Source organism: Streptomyces sp. NPDC059853 (genome assembly GCF_042731495.1).
In the GTDB taxonomy this organism is placed as follows: domain Bacteria; phylum Actinomycetota; class Actinomycetes; order Streptomycetales; family Streptomycetaceae; genus Streptomyces.
This window is the reverse complement of sequence record NZ_JBHWJL010000041.1, coordinates 12,985-27,486: the sequence shown is the minus strand read 5'-3', so window position 1 is coordinate 27,486 and position 14,502 is coordinate 12,985. Positions and strand designations below refer to the sequence as shown.

Below are 14,502 nucleotides of genomic sequence, written 5' to 3'. Positions count from 1 at the left end.
CCCTTTTGACCCCGGGGGCGCCGTCAGCAACCCTGATCACTGTGGCAACTTCCGTATCCTTAACCCCCGTCGGCGCCCCGTGGCCCGAGCGTTCCTCCTCACCGGAGCACCTGTACCCCCTCCACGGGCCCGACTTCGCACGCGACCCCTTCACGTACTACGACAACCTGCGCCGCCATGTCGGGCCGGTGGTCCCGGTCTCGCTGGAGGAGTCCCACTCCATCCGCGGCTATCTCGTCATCGACCACTCGCTCCAGCTGGACATCCTCCGCAACCAGCGGCAGATCTGGACCCGTGACGCGCGCTGGTACCGCGACCTCGCCGAGGGCGCCGTGCCCGCCGGCCACCCGCTGATCTCCCAGCTCGCCCCCCGCCGCGGCCGGCTGTGCGCCGAGGAACCCGAGCACGCCCAGCTGTCGGGCCCGGGCAACAAGGCGCTGGCCCGGATGGACATGCTGCGCGTCGGCGATCTCATCCAGGACCTCGCCGACCAGCTCATCGACTCCTTCGTACCGGAAGGACCGCCGGCGGAGACCGTCGAGGTCGACATCCTGCGGCAGTTCGCGCTGCCGCTGCCCCTGCTGGTGCTGATGCGGCTCACCGGTATGGACGAGCGCGACGCGCTGACCTCCGGCTCCGCCCTGCACGCCATGCTCTCCGGCGCGGCCGGGGCCCCGCACACCGCCGGGGAACTGGCCGCCCTGATGGGCCAGCTCGTGGACGCCAGGACCAAGGAGCCGCGCGCCGACCTCGTCTCCTGGATGCTGCACTTCAACCAGGACGGCGCACTCACCCCCGCCGAGCTGAGCGAGGACGTCTGGCTCCAGATCACCGTGGGACACGGCGCGAGCACCGCCTGGATCTGCAACACCCTGCTGGAGCTGATGACCAACAAGCGGCTCAGCGAGGATGTCGCGGCCGACCGCTGCTCCATGGACCAGGCGATGAACCACGTCATGTGGAGCAACGCGCCGGTCCAGAACATCATCGGCCGCTGGGCCACCGAACCCACCTGGCTCGGGGGCCACCGCCTTGACGTCGGCGACATGGCGATCGTCGGCCTCGGGGCGTCGGGCGCCGACCCGGTCAGGCGCGCGGTGGGTCTGGAGACCTCGCGCACCAACAACGCCCATCTGGGCTGGGGCGCCGGAACCCACGGCTGCCCGGCCCCGGCCAGGGAACTCGGCGCGCTCATCGTGCGCACCGGCCTGGAACGGCTGTGGGACCGGCTGCCGGACATGGAACTGGCCGTGCCCAGGGAACGGCTGGACTGGGTGCTGCCGCACCTCGCGCGGACACCCGCCGCGCTGCCGGTGCGCTTCCCCCGGCCGATGGCCGAGCCGGCGCACGCGGAGCCGGAGTCAGGGGCCCCGGCCCCGGGCTCCCCGGCGACGGCGGCCGCCCCGCAGCCGGAGCGGCACAGCCCGTTCCCGTCCGGCCCGCCCCGGGCGGCGTCCGCGGCGGGGCGGGACGAGCCCGCCGGGCCGCGGGGTCTGCTGCCGGGGTGGCGCGCCCTGGTGGCGTGGTGGCCGGGGCGCTGACGCCCCGTACGGCCGGTGCCGTCTCCCGTCCCGGGCGAGGGCTGCTCACCGCGGACGGGGGCACCGGCCACCGGCCGCGCCGGTGACCGGGACGGTGCCGGTGCGGGTGCCGTCCCCGTCGGTCAGCGGTCGCCGGGAGCCGCCGGTGGTGCCGCGTCCGGCGGCGGGCCGACGAGGCCCGCGACCCCCAGGGCCGCGAGGTCCTGGGGGCGCAGCCGCAGGGCGTCCGCGAGGCGGGGGACGTCCGCGGCCGGTCTCTTGAGGATGGCGGCGGCGCGTTCGGGGGCGATGACCGAGAAGTAGCTGTCCGGGGTGGCCCAGGTGTTCCCGGCCGCCGCCAGCGCCATCGCCCCGCCCGAGCCGCCCTCGCCGATCACCAGGGAGGTGACGGGGACGGGGGCGGTGGCCAGGGCCAGGAAGGTCTCGGCGATGGCGGGCCCCGCCCCGGCCCGTTCGGCGTCGGCGCCGCCCTCGGCCCCGGGGGTGTCGATGAGGGTGAGCACCGGCAGCCCGAGCCGGCCGGCGAGCCGGACGACCCGGCTCGCCGTGCGGAACCCGGCGGGGGTGTTGGCCGTGCCGCACTGCGCCACGTACACGATGGCCCGCCCGTCGCGCAGGCCGATGCCGCAGCGCAGCCCGGGGTCGAGTCCGCCGGCCCGGTCGCCGCCGAGCGGCAGCAGGTCGGTGAAGTACGCGTCCAGGTAGGCGTCGGCGCGCGGGCGCTCCGGTGCCCGGGCGGCCCGGACCGCGTCCCAGCCGGTGCCGGGCAGCGGGGCGCGGGTCAGGGGCGTGGGTGGTGGCGGGGTGCCGGGGTAGGGGCGGGAGAGCGCGGTGACGTAGCGGGTGAGGGTGGTGCGCAGCGCGTCCGGCGGGACGACGGCGTCGATCTGACCGGTCGCCAGGTGGCTCTCGGCGGTGTACGCGGCCGGGTCGGCGCCGGGCGGGCGGACCCGGGAGCCGGCGAACCCGATCTGGGCGCCGGGGAGGGCGAGGGCGATGTCGGCGGCGCCGCCGAGCACCGCCCAGCCGCCGCCGGTGGTCGGGTCCTGGAGCACGGCGAGCTGGGCGAGTCCGGCCTCGCGCAGGGCGGCCGCGCGGCGGGCGACCCGCTGGAGCTGGCTGAGCGCGCGCATGCCCTCCTGCATCCGGCTGCCGCCGGTGGCGATCAGGGAGACGAGCGGCAGCCGCCGGTCGAGGGCCGCCGCGTACGCCGCCTCGATGCGGTCGCCGGTGCGTTCGCCGAGCGAGCCGCCGAGGTAGCCGAAGACGAACGAGAGCAGGACGACGGGGACGCCGCCGAGGGTGGCGGTGCCCGCCAGCACGGACTCGTCCTCGCCGGTGCGCAGCGCGGCGCGGTCCCGGGCGGCGTCGTAGCCGGGCCAGCCGAGGGGCCCGTCCGGCGGCTGCGCGCGGCGCTCCACCGCGAGTCCGGTGAAGCTGCCGGGGTCGGTGAGTCGCCGGACGAGGTCACGCATGCGGTGCTCGCTTTCACTTCGGGCGCGGTCGGCACCCAGCGTCGCACGGCGGGCCCTCCCCGTCAGGGGGCGGCGAGTTCGTGCAGCGCGGCCACCACGCCGTGGCTGGCGTGGGTGAGCGCGGCGGGTTCGGTGGGCCCGCCGGTGTAGCCGATGACCGGCATGCCGGCGGCGAGGGCGGCGTCCACGCCGGCCGGGCTGTCCTCGACGACCAGGCAGCGGGCGGGGTCGGCGCCCAGGGTGCGGGCAGCGTGCAGGAACAGGTCGGGGGCGGGCTTGCCGTGGGCCACGTCGTCCGCGCTGAAGATCCGGCCCGCGAAGCGGGGCCACAGCCCGGCGTGGGTGAGGGAGTGCCGGATCCGGGCGTGGCTGCCGCTGGAGGCGACGCAGTACGGCAGGCCGCGGGCGTCGAGGGCGTCGAGCAGGCCGGTGACGCCGGGCATGGTGTGCGGGGCGGCGGCGAACGCCTCGCTGACCCGTTCCCGGTAGGTCCGCAGCCACGCGGGGCCGACGGGCACGGTGGCGTGGGCGCGGACCTGCTCGTACAGGTATGCCTCGGGGCGGCCCAGGAAGCGGGCGCGCACCTCGTCGGGGGTGAGCGGCCAGCCGGCCTCGCCGGCCAGCGCGGCGACGACGGCGGGGCCGATGGTCTCGGTGTCGACCAGGACCCCGTCGCAGTCGAAGATCACCAGGTCGGTGCTGGCGTCGATCACCGGGCGGCCGCCTTCAGGGAGTCGAGGGCGGCGGTGGTGACGGCGTCGACGGTCATGCCCTTGGCTTCGAGCGCGTCCGCGGCGGAGGCGGAGGGGCCGAAGTCGTCGATGGTGACGGTGGTGCCGGCCTCGCCCAGCAGGTCGTGCCAGCCGAACGGGGAGGCGGCCTCGACGACCACGCGGGCGCGGACGGCCGGGGGCAGCACGCTGTCGCGGTAGGCGCGGTCCTGGGCGAGGAACCATTCCTTGCTGGGCACCGAGACGACCCGGGCCGAGACGCCCTGCCCGGCGAGGTTTTCGCGGGCGGCGAGGGCGAGGGCGACCTCGCTGCCGCTGGCCAGCAGCAGGACGTCGGTGCCGTCGGCGACGGTGTAGGCGCCGCGTGCGACCCCTTCGCGGACGGTCGCGGGCGCGGTCGGCAGGACGGGCAGGCCCTGGCGGGCCAGCACCAGGCCGACCGGCCCGGGGTGGGCGAGGGCGGCGGCCCAGGCGGCGGCGGTCTCGGTGGCGTCGGCGGGGCGGACCACGGTGAGGCCGGGCATGGCGCGCAGGGCGGCCAGGTGCTCGATCGGCTGGTGGGTGGGGCCGTCGGCGCCGAGGGCGACGGAGTCGTGCGACCAGATGTGGATCACTGGCAGCCGCATGAGGGCGGCCAGCCGCAGCGAGGGGCGCTGGTAGTCGCTGAAGACGAGGAAGGTGCCGGCGAACGGGGTGTCGTAGCCGATGAGGGCGATGCCGTTGAGGGCGGCGGCCATGGCGTGTTCGCGCACGCCCCAGTGGGTGTTGCGGCCGGAAGGCGCCTCGGGGAGGAAGGAGCCGCCGTCCTTGATGGTGGTGCGGTTGGAGTCGCCGAGGTCGGCGGAGCCGCCCCACAGCCGGGGGAGGGCGGCGGACAGGGCCTGGATGACGGTGCCGGAGGCGTCGCGGGGGGCGACGGTGTCGCCCGGGGTGAAGCCGGGCAGCGCGTCGGCGATGTCGGCGGGGGCGGGGGCGGTGATGGCGTGGGCGCGGGCGGCGGCGCGCCCGGGGTGGGCGGTGGCCCAGGCGGTGAGGGCCTCGTCCCAGGCGCGGCGCAGTTCGGCGCCCCGGGCGAGGGCGCCGCGGGTGTGGGCGAGGACGGCCTCCGGCACGGTGAAGGGTTCGGGGGCGAGGCCCAGGCGCTCCTTGGTGGCGGCCACTTCGGCGGCGCCGAGCGGGGCGCCGTGCGCGGCGGGGGTGTTGACGGCGTGCGGGGCGGGCCAGGCGATCTGGGACTTCAGGACGATCAGGGCGGGGGCGCCGCGTTCGGCGCGGGCTTCGGTGAGGGCGGCGTCCAGGGCGGCGGTGTCGATGTCGCCGTCCGGGCCGAGGCCCACGTGCCGCACGCTCCAGCCCTGGGCGGCGAACCGGGCGCCGGTGTCCTCGTGGGTGGCGAGGTCGGTGCCGCCCTCGATCTGGATGCTGTTGTCGTCCCAGATGACGACGAGGTTGTCGAGCCGGTGGCGGCCGGCGAGGGCCCCGGCCTCGTAGGAGATGCCTTCCTGGAGGTCGCCGTCGGAGGCGAGGACCCAGACGGTGCGGTCGGGGAGGCCGCTCGCGTCGGCGCCGGCCAGCCGGTGGGCGTCGCGCTTGAGGGCCATGGCCATGCCGACGGCGGTGGCGACGCCCTGGCCGAGCGGTCCTGTGGTGGTCTCGACCCCGGCGGTGTGGCCCACTTCGGGGTGGCCCGGGGTGCGGGAGTCCAACTGCCGGAAGCGCCGCAGGTCTTCCAGCTCCAGGCCGTAGCCGGTCAGGTACAGCTGGGTGTACTGGAGGATGCTGGCGTGGCCGCAGGAGAGGATGAACCGGTCCCGGCCCTCCCAGTCGGGGTGCGCCGGGTCGTGCCGCAGATGCCGCTGGTAGAGCAGGTGGGCGACGGGGGCGAGGGCCATCGCCGTACCGGGGTGACCGGAGCCGGCCGCTTCGACGGCGTCCATGGCCAGGGCGCGGGCGACGGCGATCGCCTGGCGGTCGATGGGGCCGGGTATCGATCCGGTTCCGGGCACGACGGGCTCCTCTGTGAGCTACGAGATCATGTCGTCATGATGACTTGAAACAACGTAACTCATGGGGCTTCGCAGTCGCTAGAGGGTGTTTTGTCCCTTTTGTGGTGAGTAAGTTGCCGGGGATCTGTCCCATTCCGGAAGCTTCGCCGCCGCAGTACGGTTACAGGGAATTGACCTATTGACGTCCTCTGGGTTTCTAGTCATCATGACGTCTCGACGACACGTTCTCAGTGAGGAGGCGGCGGTGGCGGAGCACAAGTACGCCCAGGTGCGCGACCATCTGCTGCGACGGGTCAGCGGTCTGCCGGTCGGCGGACAACTGCCCGCCGAGGCAGCGCTCTGCGACGAGTACGCCGTGAGCCGCATCACACTGCGCCGCGCCGTCGACGAGCTGGTGAACGACGGGTATCTGATCCGTCAGCACGGCCGGGGCACCTTCGTCTCCCGGCCCCGCTACGCCCTCAAGCACCGCGAGCGGTTCGTCAGCGAGGTCACCGGCTTCTTCACGCAGATGACCCGGCAGGGCCACACCGTCACCTCCGAGGTGCTGGCCCAGAAGCGGACGCGGGCCGGCGCCCGGCTCGCGGAGGCACTGGACATCTCCCCGGCCGCCCAGGTCATCCGGCTGGAGCGGCTGCGGCGGGTGAACGGGGCCGTCCACCACCTCGCCGAGTCCTTCGTCGCGGAGGAGCGGTTCCCCGATGTCCTGGCGGCGGACTTCACCGCCACCTCCCTGTTCGCCCATCTGCGCGCGCACCACGACGTGGTGCTCACGCGCAACGAGATCGTCGTCGGCCTGCACACCTGCGACGGCCGCGAGGCCGCCGTGCTCGGGGTGCCGGAGGGGTCACCGCTGCTGCTGGCGACCTCCACGGTCTTCGACCTGGAGCGGCGCCCGGTGGTCCATGGATCGTCCAAGTTCCTGCCGGAGAGCGCCGAACTGTCCTTCGACATCATCGCCGACGCCGAATAGCGCGACACGCACGAGAGATCACGGAGCGAGTGCCATGCTCAGCGAACTGCTGACCGAGGAGAAGATACGTTTCTCCGCCGACCGCATCGGCTGGCGGGAGGCGGTGACCCGGGTCGCCGAGCCGCTGCTGGCGGCCGGTGACATCACCGACGCGTACGTGGACGCCATGATCGCCTCGATCGAGGCCGGCGGCACGTACATCGACCTCGGCTTCGGCATCGCGCTGGCCCACACCCGCCCCGAGAAGGGCGCGGTGCGCACCTCCCTGTCGATGCTGCGCCTGGAGGAGCCCGCCCCGCTGCTCGACCAGCCCGAACACGCCGTGGACCTCTACTTCTGCTTCGCGGCGGTCGACGCCACCGCGCACACCCGGGCCATGGCGTCACTGGCCCGCATCCTGTCGGACACCGGGACCCGGGAGGCGCTGCGCGCCGCCCGCACGGCGGCCGATGTCACCCAGCTCATCACCGCATTCGAGGAGAAGAAATGAAGTTTCTGGCGATGTGCAGCTCGGGCCTCGGCTCCAGCTTCATGGTCCACATGAACATCGAAGAAGTCCTGGGCGAACTCGGCGTCAGTGGAGTCGAGGTCGACCACACCGACATCGGCTCGGCAGGACCCGGGAGCGCGGATGTCTTCTTCGTGGCCAAGGACCTGGCGGACACCGCCGCCGGCCTCGGTGACGTGGTGGTGCTGGAGAGCATCATCGACAAGGAGGAACTGCGCGAAGCGGTCAAGTCGGCCGCGGTCCGCAAGGGTCTGCTGTAACCCGGAGCCGGACCCCCGGCTCCACCCGTCCCCCCGCTCACTCCCCAAGCCTCAGCAAGGAACGTCTGTCCACTGCCGACGTCACCTGCATCGCGACCTGAGCCCGTAGTCGTGCCGTGGAAAGGCGTTGACCGTGAACAGTTTTCTCAACACCCTCGTGGACATATTCCGCGAACCGTCCGTGATCATCGGCCTGATCGCCCTGCTCGGTCTGGTCCTCCAGCGCAAGTCGGTCTCCGACACCCTCAAGGGAACGATCAAGGCCTTCGTCGGGTTCCTGGTGCTGGCCGCGGGTGCGGGTGTCGTCTCCGGCGCCCTCACCCCGTTCGGTGACATGTTCCAGCACGCCTTCGACGTGCAGGGCGTGGTGCCCAACAACGAGGCCATCGTCGGCACGGTGCTGACCGACTTCGGCACCCAGGCCGCGCTCATCTTCTTCTTCGGCATGGTGGTGAACGTGCTGCTGGCGCGCTTCACCCGGCTGAAGTACATCTACATGTCCGGTCACGTGGCCCTCTACCTGGCCGCCATGACCGCCGTCATCCTGATGGCCAACGGCTTCGAGTCGTGGGAGGCCGTGCTGTGGGGCTCCCTCGCGCAGGGCATCGTCACCACCGTCTCGCCCGCCCTGGTGCAGCCGTTCATGCGCAAGGCCACCAAGCAGGAGAACGTGGCGCTCGGCCACACCGGCAACTTCGGCATCGCCACCTCCGGCTGGGTCGCCAAGCTGACCAAGGGCGACGCCCGCAAGTCCACCGAGGACCTGAAGATCCCCTCCGGCCTCGGCTTCCTGCGCGACACCACCGTCGTCATCGCGCTCTCGATGGGCGTCATCTACCTGCTGGTCACCCTGATCGCCGGCCCCGGCTACGTGGAGAGCGAGCTGAGCGGCGGGCAGTGGTTCCTGATCTGGGCGATCATGCAGGCCGGTATGTTCGCCGCCGGTGTGACGATCATCCTCGCCGGTGTGCGGGTGGTGCTGGCCGAGATCATCCCCGCCTTCAAGGGCATCTCGCAGAAGCTGGTGCCGGACGCCAAGCCCGCCCTGGACGTGCCGATCGTCTTCACCTTCGCGCCGAACGCCGTGCTGATCGGCTTCCTGGCCAGCTTCGCGGCCGGTCTGATCGGCATGGGTGTCCTGGCGGCCGTCGGTGGCACGATCATCATCCCGGGCATCGTGGCGCACTTCATGACCGGTGGTGCCTCCGGCGTCATCGGCAACGCGGTCGGCGGCCGGCGCGGTGCCGTCCTCGGCTCCGTCGCCAACGGTCTGCTGATTACCTTCCTGCCGCTGCTCATCCTGCCCCGGCTGGGCGATGTCGGCCTGGCGAACTCGACCTTCTCCGACGCCGACTTCGGCGTCGCCGGGTTCCTGGTCGGCAACGCGGCCAACTGGGGTCACGCGGCGGTGATCGTGCTGGTGCTCGGCTCGCTGATCGGCGTGCTGGCCGGCAGCGCCCTCATCACCCGGCGCGAGCGGAACAACCCGCCCAAGGACGAGGCGACCCCGGAACCGGAGAAGCAGCCCGCCTCCTGATCCGGCCGGCCCTCGGAGCAACGGCCCGGGCCCGTACGGTGCGTACCGTACGGGCCCGGGCCGTCGCGCTGCCGCGGGCGGGTCAGCCGTTGCCGGCGACCGCGTCGGAGAGCAGCGGGACCACCAGATCCAGGGCGTAGGGCAGCGAGAGCACCGTGTTGGTGGCGAACGCCAGGGAGATGTCCCGGTCCTCCAGGACCAGCCCGCGGCCGTCCTGCACCGAGGGGATCGCCCGGTAGAGCGGGTCCTCGCTGATCTCGCTCGCGGCCACGCCGATCGGGGTGACGACGGTGACATCGGCGTCCAGCAGGTCGAGGCGTTCCTTGGAGACCGGGATCGAGAAGTCCGCACCGGCCAGCTCGTTGACGGCGGGGCTGTTGGTGAAGCCCAGCGCCTCCACGAAGTCCACCCGGCCGCTGCCCTGGACGTAGGCGCCGTAGCCGCCGGAGGTGTACGCGGAGACCACGATGGTCCTGCCCGCGAACTCGGGGTGGTCGGCGGCGGCCTGCGCGAACGCCTCCTCGGTGTCGGCGATCAGCTGCTCACCGGCCTCGGAACGGCCCAGGGCGGCGGCGATCATGGTGACCTGCTCGCGCCAGGAGATCTTGTACTGCTGGCCACCGTCGGGGACCCCGACGGTGGGGGCGATCCGCTCCAGCATGTCGTACCGCTCCTGGGTACCGCTGGAGTTGAGGTCCAGGATCAGGTCCGGGTCGAGTTCGGCGATGCGTTCCAGCTCGGGTTCCAGGGTGCCGATCAGCTCGGGGGAGGTGTCGTACAGGCCCTCGGCCCAGGGGCCGACGCCGTCGCCGCCGAAGGCCAGCCAGTCGCTGGCGCCGACCGGCTGCACTCCGAGGGCGAGGGCGGTCTCGGCGTCGCCCCAGCCGAGGGCGACGACCCGCTGCGGCTCCTCCTCGATGGTGATGTCGCCGAAGGCGGTGGGGACGGTGACCGGGAAGGCGCCGTCGGCCGCGGTCTCCTGCTGTCCGGCGGCGGGGGCCGCGGTGTCGTCGGCGGAGCCGCACGCGGCGAGGGGGAGGACGAGGGCGGCGACGGCGAGCAGGGCCGGCCGCACACGGGGCAGATATCTCATGCAGCTTAGGTTAGCCTGCCCTTACTTCGCCGAGTGGTGCCGCCCCATCGGTACGATCAGCGGCGTCCCGGAGACCGGGTCGTCGACCAGCGTGCAGCGCAGCCCGAACACGTCCGACACCACTGTCTCGGTCACCACCCCGGCCGGCGGCCCCTCGGCCACGATCCGCCCGTCCCGCATCGCCACCAGGTGATCGGCGTACCGGCAGGCCAGGTTCAGATCGTGCAGGACCACCACCACGGTGGTGCTGGCCGAGCGGTTGAGGTCGGTCAGCAGATCCAGCACCTCCACCTGGTGGGTGATGTCCAGATAGGTGGTCGGCTCGTCCAGCAGCAGCAACTCGGTCCCCTGGGCGAGGGCCATCGCGATCCACACCCGCTGCCGCTGCCCGCCGGACAGCTCGTCCACCGCGCGGTCCGCCAGCTCCGCCACATCGGTGGCCTCCAGCGCCTCGGCGACCGCCCGCTCGTCCTCCGCGCTCCAGCGCCGGAACCACCCCTGGTGCGGATAGCGGCCCCGGCCCACCAGATCGGTGACCGTGATGCCGTCGGGGGCCACCGGCGTCTGCGGCAGGATGCCGAGCGTGGTGGCCACCTCCCGGGTGGGACGGGAGTGGATGCTGGCGCCGTCCAGCAGCACCGCGCCGGAGGCCGGGGTCAGCAGCCGGGCCAGGCCGCGCAGCAGGGTGGACTTCCCGCAGGCGTTCGGCCCCACGATCATGGTGATCTTCCCCGGCGGGATCTCCAGGGACAGCCCCTTGACCACCTCGTGGCGGTCGTAGGTGAGCCGCAGTTCATCGGCGCGCAGAGTGTGCTGAACGGTCATGGGCGGAAGTTCTCTCTCGGACGGGCCCGGTGGGGGCGTGGGTCAGCCGCCGCGGCCGACGCGGTTGGCGGTGGCCAGCAGCCACAGCAGATACGGGGCGCCGACCACGCTGGTGACCACGCCCACCGGGATCTGGTGCGGGCCGAGCAGATGCTGGCCGATGTAGTCGGAGAGCAGCACCACCACGGCCCCGGTGAGGGCGGCCGGCAGCAGGGCGGCGTCCTGGCGGCGCAGCAGACCGCGGGCGATGGGGGCGGAGACGAAGGCGACGAAGCCGACCGGGCCGGCGGCGGCGGTGGCCACACCGGCCAGGGCCACCGCGCACAGCAGCAGCGCCACGCGGGACGGTTCGGTGCGCGCGCCCAGGCCCCGGGCGGTGTCGTCCCCGAGCTGGAGGACGGGCAGCGCGCGGGCGGCGAGCGCGGTCAGCGGGAGCAGCAGGGCCAGTGCCAGCAGCAGCGGCCTCGCCTGGTCCCAGGAGCGGCCGTTGAGGGAGCCGGCCAGCCAGACGAAGGCCTGCTGGGCGACCATCGTCTCCGAACGCGTCATCACATAGGAGACGGTGCTGGTGAGGGCGGAGGCCACCCCGACGCCGATCAGCACCAGCCGGTAGCCGGTGACGCCGCGCCGCCAGGCGAGCGCGTAGATCAGCACGGCGGCGGTGAGCCCACCGGCGAGCGCGGTCAGGGAGACGGCGGGGCCGCTCAGGCCCAGCAGCACGATGGAGATCACGGCCGCGGCGCTGGCCCCGGCGCTGATGCCGATCACATCGGGGCTGGCCAGCGGATTGCGCAGCAGCGACTGGAAGACGGCCCCGGCCAGGCCGAAGGCGACGCCCACCCCGACGGCGGTGACGGCGCGCGGCAGCCGCAGCTCCAGGACGATGAACGCATCGCCCCGGCTGCCGCCCCCGGTGAGGGTGGCCAGCAGGTCGGGCAGCGCGATCGTCTTGTCCCCGGTGGCCAGCGAGAGCAGGAACGCGGCGAGGGCGGCGGCCAGCAGGGCGGCGCAGACGGCGACGGTGCGCCGCTGCCGTGCCCGGCGGGCGCGGCGTACGGAGCCGGTCACCTGGCTGTCCGTGTGCACCGTCACAGCGCGCCCGTCCTTCTGCGCCGCACCAGGGCGATGAACGGGGGCACGCCGATGACCGCCGTGACGATGCCGACCTGGAGTTCGCCGGGGCGGGCGATGAGCCGGCCGACCACGTCGGCGGTCAGCAGCAGGGTGGGGGCCAGCAGCGCCGAGTAGGGCAGGATCCAGCGGTAGTCGGGTCCGGTGACGGCGCGGGCGATGTGCGGGATGACCAGGCCGACGAAGGCGATCGGCCCGGCGATGGCGGTGGCCGTGCCGCACAGCAGCACCACGGCGCAGGCCGCGAGGGCGCGCACCGCGCCGACCCGCTGGCCCAGTGCTCTGGCGGTGTCGTCGCCCAGGCTGAGGGTGTTGAGCCAGCGGCCGCTGAGCAGGGCGCAGGCGGCTCCGGCGGCGATGAACGGCGCGGCCTGGACGAGCAGTCCGTCCTCGGTCCTGGTGAGCGCGCCGACCTGCCAGAAGCGGTACTGCTCGAAGGCGTTGTCGCTGGTGAGGATGATGGCGCTGGTGACCGAGCCGAGGGCGGCGGTGGTGGCGGCCCCGGCCAGGGCCAGTTTGATGGGGGTGGCGCCCTCGCGGCCCAGGGAGCTGACCCCGTAGACGAGGGCGAAGGCGCACAGCGCCCCGGCGAACCCGAACCAGACATAGCCGCTGAGGGTGTCGAGGCCCAGGGAGTTGATGGCGACGACGACGAACAGGGCGGCGCCGGCGTTGACGCCGAGGATGCCGGGGTCGGCCAGCGGATTGCGGGCCACGGCCTGCATCACGGCGCCGGCCAGGCCGAGCGCGACCCCGGTCAGCAGACCGATGACGGTGCGCGGGACGCGCACCTCACGGATGATCAGCTGCTGGGTGTCGCCCGGGTCGTAGGCGGTGAGCACCTGCCACACCGTGGACAGCGGGATGTGCGCGGTGCCCAGGGCGAGGGAGGCGGCCACCGCGAGCACGAGGGCGGCGGTGGCCGGGAGGAGTCCGGCGGCGAGCAGCGGGCGGCTGCGGGGTGACGGCGTGGCCGTCTCGGTGCGTATGCCCATGGGTGTGTTGCGTCTGCCTGTGCGCCGGACCATCGGAGTTAGGGAAGGCTACCCTAACATGCACCTCAGTAGGTGACCTTCAGCTCCGAGGTGTCCTCGTCCCAGGACTCCGGGTCCCACAGACCGGAGCGGCGCAGCGCGTTCGAGCAGTGCAGGAACACCTCGTCCGTCCGCACGATCAGCGCCAGCGCCGGGCGCCGGCCCTTCAGCGCCATCCGGTCGAAGAACTCCCCGTCCCGCACCAGGGTGGCCCGGCCGTTGATCCGCAGCGTCTCGTTCACCCCGGGGATCATGAAGATCAGCCCGACCTGCGGGTTGCTCAGCACATTGCGCCAGCTGTCCACCCGCCGGTTGCCCAGCCGGTCGGGTATCGCGATCGTGGTGTCGTCCAGCACCAGCGCGAACCCGGCCGGGTCACCGCGCGGCGAGACATCGCAGCTGCCGTCCGCGGCCGAGGTGGACAGGACGCAGAACGGGGACTTGGCGAGCCACTTCCGCTCGAACTCCCCCAGCTCCTTCTTGACCTTGTCGATCACGACGGGGTGCGGGGTGCCCACGATCTCGGGCAGTTCACCGGCGGAGGTGACAGCGTGCTCGTACATCATCCGGCCGATGCTCTCACCCGGGCCGGGCCCGGGGTGCGGCCGGGTCGGGTCAGCGCTCCCGACGGCCGTACCGCTGCTCGAACTTCTGCACCTGGCCCTCGGAGTCCAGCACCCGGGCCTTGCCGGTGTAGAACGGGTGGCTCTCCGAGGAGATCTCCACATCGATCACCGGATAGGTCTCCCCGTCGTCCCACTCGATGGTGCGCTCACTGGTCGCCGTGGACCGGGTCAGAAAGGCGTAGCCGGCGGAGCGGTCCCGGAAGACCACCGGCCGGTACGGGGGGTGGATGTCCGATTGCACGGTTCCTCCCGGGGTGGGGCGGCTGCCTCCTCTCATGCTCGGGGCACCCGGGCGCCCCCGCAACCCGGACCCGGACCGGCTCAGGCGGCGTCGGCGGCGCCCCGCTCCCCGCCGGACGGTGCGGCCGACCGCTCGTACTCGGCACGGGCCGTCTCCAGCAGCCGCCGCCAGGAGGTGACCGTCGGCCGCCGGCGCAGCAGGGCCCGCCGCTCCCGCTCGGTCATCCCGCCCCAGACACCGAACTCGATCCGGTGGTCCAGGCCGTAGGCCAGACACTCGGTCTTCACCGGGCAGCCGGTGCACAGCGCCTTGGCGCGATTCTGCTCAGCTCCCTGTACGAACAGTTCGTCCGGATCGGTCTTGCGACAGATCCCGTGCTTGGTCCAGTCGGTTTCCCAACTCATGCCGCTGCCGTCCTCCCACGGTCACACGACCATTCTCAGCTGAGGACGTTACGGAATGCGACGGCGTGGCAACACCCCCAGTCGGTCCCATCTGGCATGGCCCGATGGGACTATGCC

At 73.0% G+C, this 14,502-nt stretch carries 15 protein-coding genes; 5 read left to right on the top strand and 10 right to left on the bottom strand.

What is annotated here, in order from left to right; translation table 11 throughout:
• Positions 1 to 41 precede the first annotated feature (41 nt).
• The gene (locus ACFV5N_RS07260; protein WP_385595245.1) at positions 42 to 1,541 is read left to right on the top strand and encodes a cytochrome P450; all 1,500 of its coding nucleotides are present in this window, start codon (positions 42 to 44) and stop codon (positions 1,539 to 1,541) included.
• A gap of 122 nt (positions 1,542 to 1,663) precedes the next feature.
• On the opposite strand, the gene ACFV5N_RS07255 is transcribed toward ACFV5N_RS07260, so the two are convergent.
• The 3 genes from ACFV5N_RS07255 to tkt all read right to left on the bottom strand — a co-directional run bounded on the left by ACFV5N_RS07255 (position 1,664) and on the right by tkt (position 5,753).
• Positions 1,664 to 3,016 (bottom strand): carboxyl transferase domain-containing protein, encoded by a 1,353-nt coding sequence (locus ACFV5N_RS07255; RefSeq protein WP_385595242.1) that lies wholly within the window; start codon positions 3,014 to 3,016, stop codon positions 1,664 to 1,666.
• 62 nt (positions 3,017 to 3,078) lie between these two features.
• Positions 3,079 to 3,729 carry an HAD family hydrolase gene (locus tag ACFV5N_RS07250; RefSeq protein WP_385595240.1) on the bottom strand — a complete coding sequence of 217 codons (651 nt, stop codon included), beginning with the start codon at positions 3,727 to 3,729 and terminating at the stop codon, positions 3,079 to 3,081.
• Positions 3,726 to 5,753 carry a transketolase gene (gene tkt, locus ACFV5N_RS07245; RefSeq protein ID WP_385595237.1) on the bottom strand — a complete coding sequence of 676 codons (2,028 nt, stop codon included), beginning with the start codon at positions 5,751 to 5,753 and terminating at the stop codon, positions 3,726 to 3,728. Before tkt ends, ACFV5N_RS07250 begins: the two co-directional genes overlap by 4 nt.
• 244 nt (positions 5,754 to 5,997) lie before the next feature.
• On the opposite strand from tkt, the gene ACFV5N_RS07240 reads away from it, so the two are divergent.
• From ACFV5N_RS07240 to ACFV5N_RS07225, 4 genes are all read left to right on the top strand, one after another.
• A complete protein-coding gene (locus ACFV5N_RS07240) occupies positions 5,998 to 6,726 on the top strand; it encodes a GntR family transcriptional regulator (protein ID WP_385595234.1) in 729 nt (242 codons plus the stop codon).
• A 34-nt stretch (positions 6,727 to 6,760) separates the two neighbouring features.
• On the top strand, positions 6,761 to 7,216 hold the full coding sequence (locus ACFV5N_RS07235; protein ID WP_385595231.1) for a PTS sugar transporter subunit IIA: 456 nt from the start codon (positions 6,761 to 6,763) through the stop codon (positions 7,214 to 7,216).
• Complete coding sequence (locus ACFV5N_RS07230; RefSeq protein WP_385595229.1) at positions 7,213 to 7,494, top strand: PTS sugar transporter subunit IIB; 282 nt, start codon at positions 7,213 to 7,215, stop codon at positions 7,492 to 7,494. Before ACFV5N_RS07235 ends, ACFV5N_RS07230 begins: the two co-directional genes overlap by 4 nt.
• 133 nt (positions 7,495 to 7,627) lie before the next feature.
• Complete coding sequence (locus ACFV5N_RS07225; protein ID WP_385595226.1) at positions 7,628 to 9,031, top strand: PTS ascorbate transporter subunit IIC; 1,404 nt, start codon at positions 7,628 to 7,630, stop codon at positions 9,029 to 9,031.
• 82 nt (positions 9,032 to 9,113) lie between these two features.
• Here the strand turns inward: ACFV5N_RS07225 and ACFV5N_RS07220 are convergent, their stop codons facing one another.
• From ACFV5N_RS07220 to ACFV5N_RS07190, 7 genes are all read right to left on the bottom strand, one after another.
• Complete coding sequence (locus tag ACFV5N_RS07220; protein ID WP_385595223.1) at positions 9,114 to 10,124, bottom strand: iron-siderophore ABC transporter substrate-binding protein; 1,011 nt, start codon at positions 10,122 to 10,124, stop codon at positions 9,114 to 9,116.
• A 21-nt stretch (positions 10,125 to 10,145) separates the two neighbouring features.
• Positions 10,146 to 10,949 carry an ABC transporter ATP-binding protein gene (locus ACFV5N_RS07215; protein WP_385595221.1) on the bottom strand — a complete coding sequence of 268 codons (804 nt, stop codon included), beginning with the start codon at positions 10,947 to 10,949 and terminating at the stop codon, positions 10,146 to 10,148.
• Positions 10,950 to 10,991: 42 nt separating this feature from the next.
• Positions 10,992 to 12,035, bottom strand: a complete 1,044-nt coding sequence (locus ACFV5N_RS07210) for a FecCD family ABC transporter permease (protein WP_385595251.1) — start codon at positions 12,033 to 12,035, stop codon at positions 10,992 to 10,994.
• A 2-nt stretch (positions 12,036 to 12,037) separates the two neighbouring features.
• Entirely contained in the window at positions 12,038 to 13,075 is a 1,038-nt protein-coding gene (locus ACFV5N_RS07205; protein WP_385595218.1) for a FecCD family ABC transporter permease, read from the bottom strand.
• A gap of 65 nt (positions 13,076 to 13,140) precedes the next feature.
• Positions 13,141 to 13,680 (bottom strand): MSMEG_1061 family FMN-dependent PPOX-type flavoprotein, encoded by a 540-nt coding sequence (locus tag ACFV5N_RS07200; protein WP_385595215.1) that lies wholly within the window; start codon positions 13,678 to 13,680, stop codon positions 13,141 to 13,143.
• 49 nt (positions 13,681 to 13,729) lie between these two features.
• Positions 13,730 to 13,981 (bottom strand): type B 50S ribosomal protein L31, encoded by a 252-nt coding sequence (locus tag ACFV5N_RS07195; RefSeq protein WP_019433522.1) that lies wholly within the window; start codon positions 13,979 to 13,981, stop codon positions 13,730 to 13,732.
• A gap of 80 nt (positions 13,982 to 14,061) precedes the next feature.
• On the bottom strand, positions 14,062 to 14,385 hold the full coding sequence (locus tag ACFV5N_RS07190; RefSeq protein ID WP_385595212.1) for a WhiB family transcriptional regulator: 324 nt from the start codon (positions 14,383 to 14,385) through the stop codon (positions 14,062 to 14,064).
• Positions 14,386 to 14,502: the final 117 nt, after the last annotated feature.

Coding starts and splice junctions, on each gene's coding strand:
- ACFV5N_RS07220 (WP_385595223.1), bottom strand. CDS start 10,124: ATGAGATATCTGCCCCGTGTGCGGCCGGCCCTGCTCGCCGTCGCCGCC.
- ACFV5N_RS07255 (WP_385595242.1), bottom strand. CDS start 3,016: ATGCGTGACCTCGTCCGGCGACTCACCGACCCCGGCAGCTTCACCGGA.
- ACFV5N_RS07230 (WP_385595229.1), top strand. CDS start 7,213: ATGAAGTTTCTGGCGATGTGCAGCTCGGGCCTCGGCTCCAGCTTCATG.
- ACFV5N_RS07205 (WP_385595218.1), bottom strand. CDS start 13,075: ATGGGCATACGCACCGAGACGGCCACGCCGTCACCCCGCAGCCGCCCG.
- ACFV5N_RS07190 (WP_385595212.1), bottom strand. CDS start 14,385: ATGAGTTGGGAAACCGACTGGACCAAGCACGGGATCTGTCGCAAGACC.
- ACFV5N_RS07215 (WP_385595221.1), bottom strand. CDS start 10,949: ATGACCGTTCAGCACACTCTGCGCGCCGATGAACTGCGGCTCACCTAC.
- ACFV5N_RS07200 (WP_385595215.1), bottom strand. CDS start 13,680: ATGATGTACGAGCACGCTGTCACCTCCGCCGGTGAACTGCCCGAGATC.
- ACFV5N_RS07235 (WP_385595231.1), top strand. CDS start 6,761: ATGCTCAGCGAACTGCTGACCGAGGAGAAGATACGTTTCTCCGCCGAC.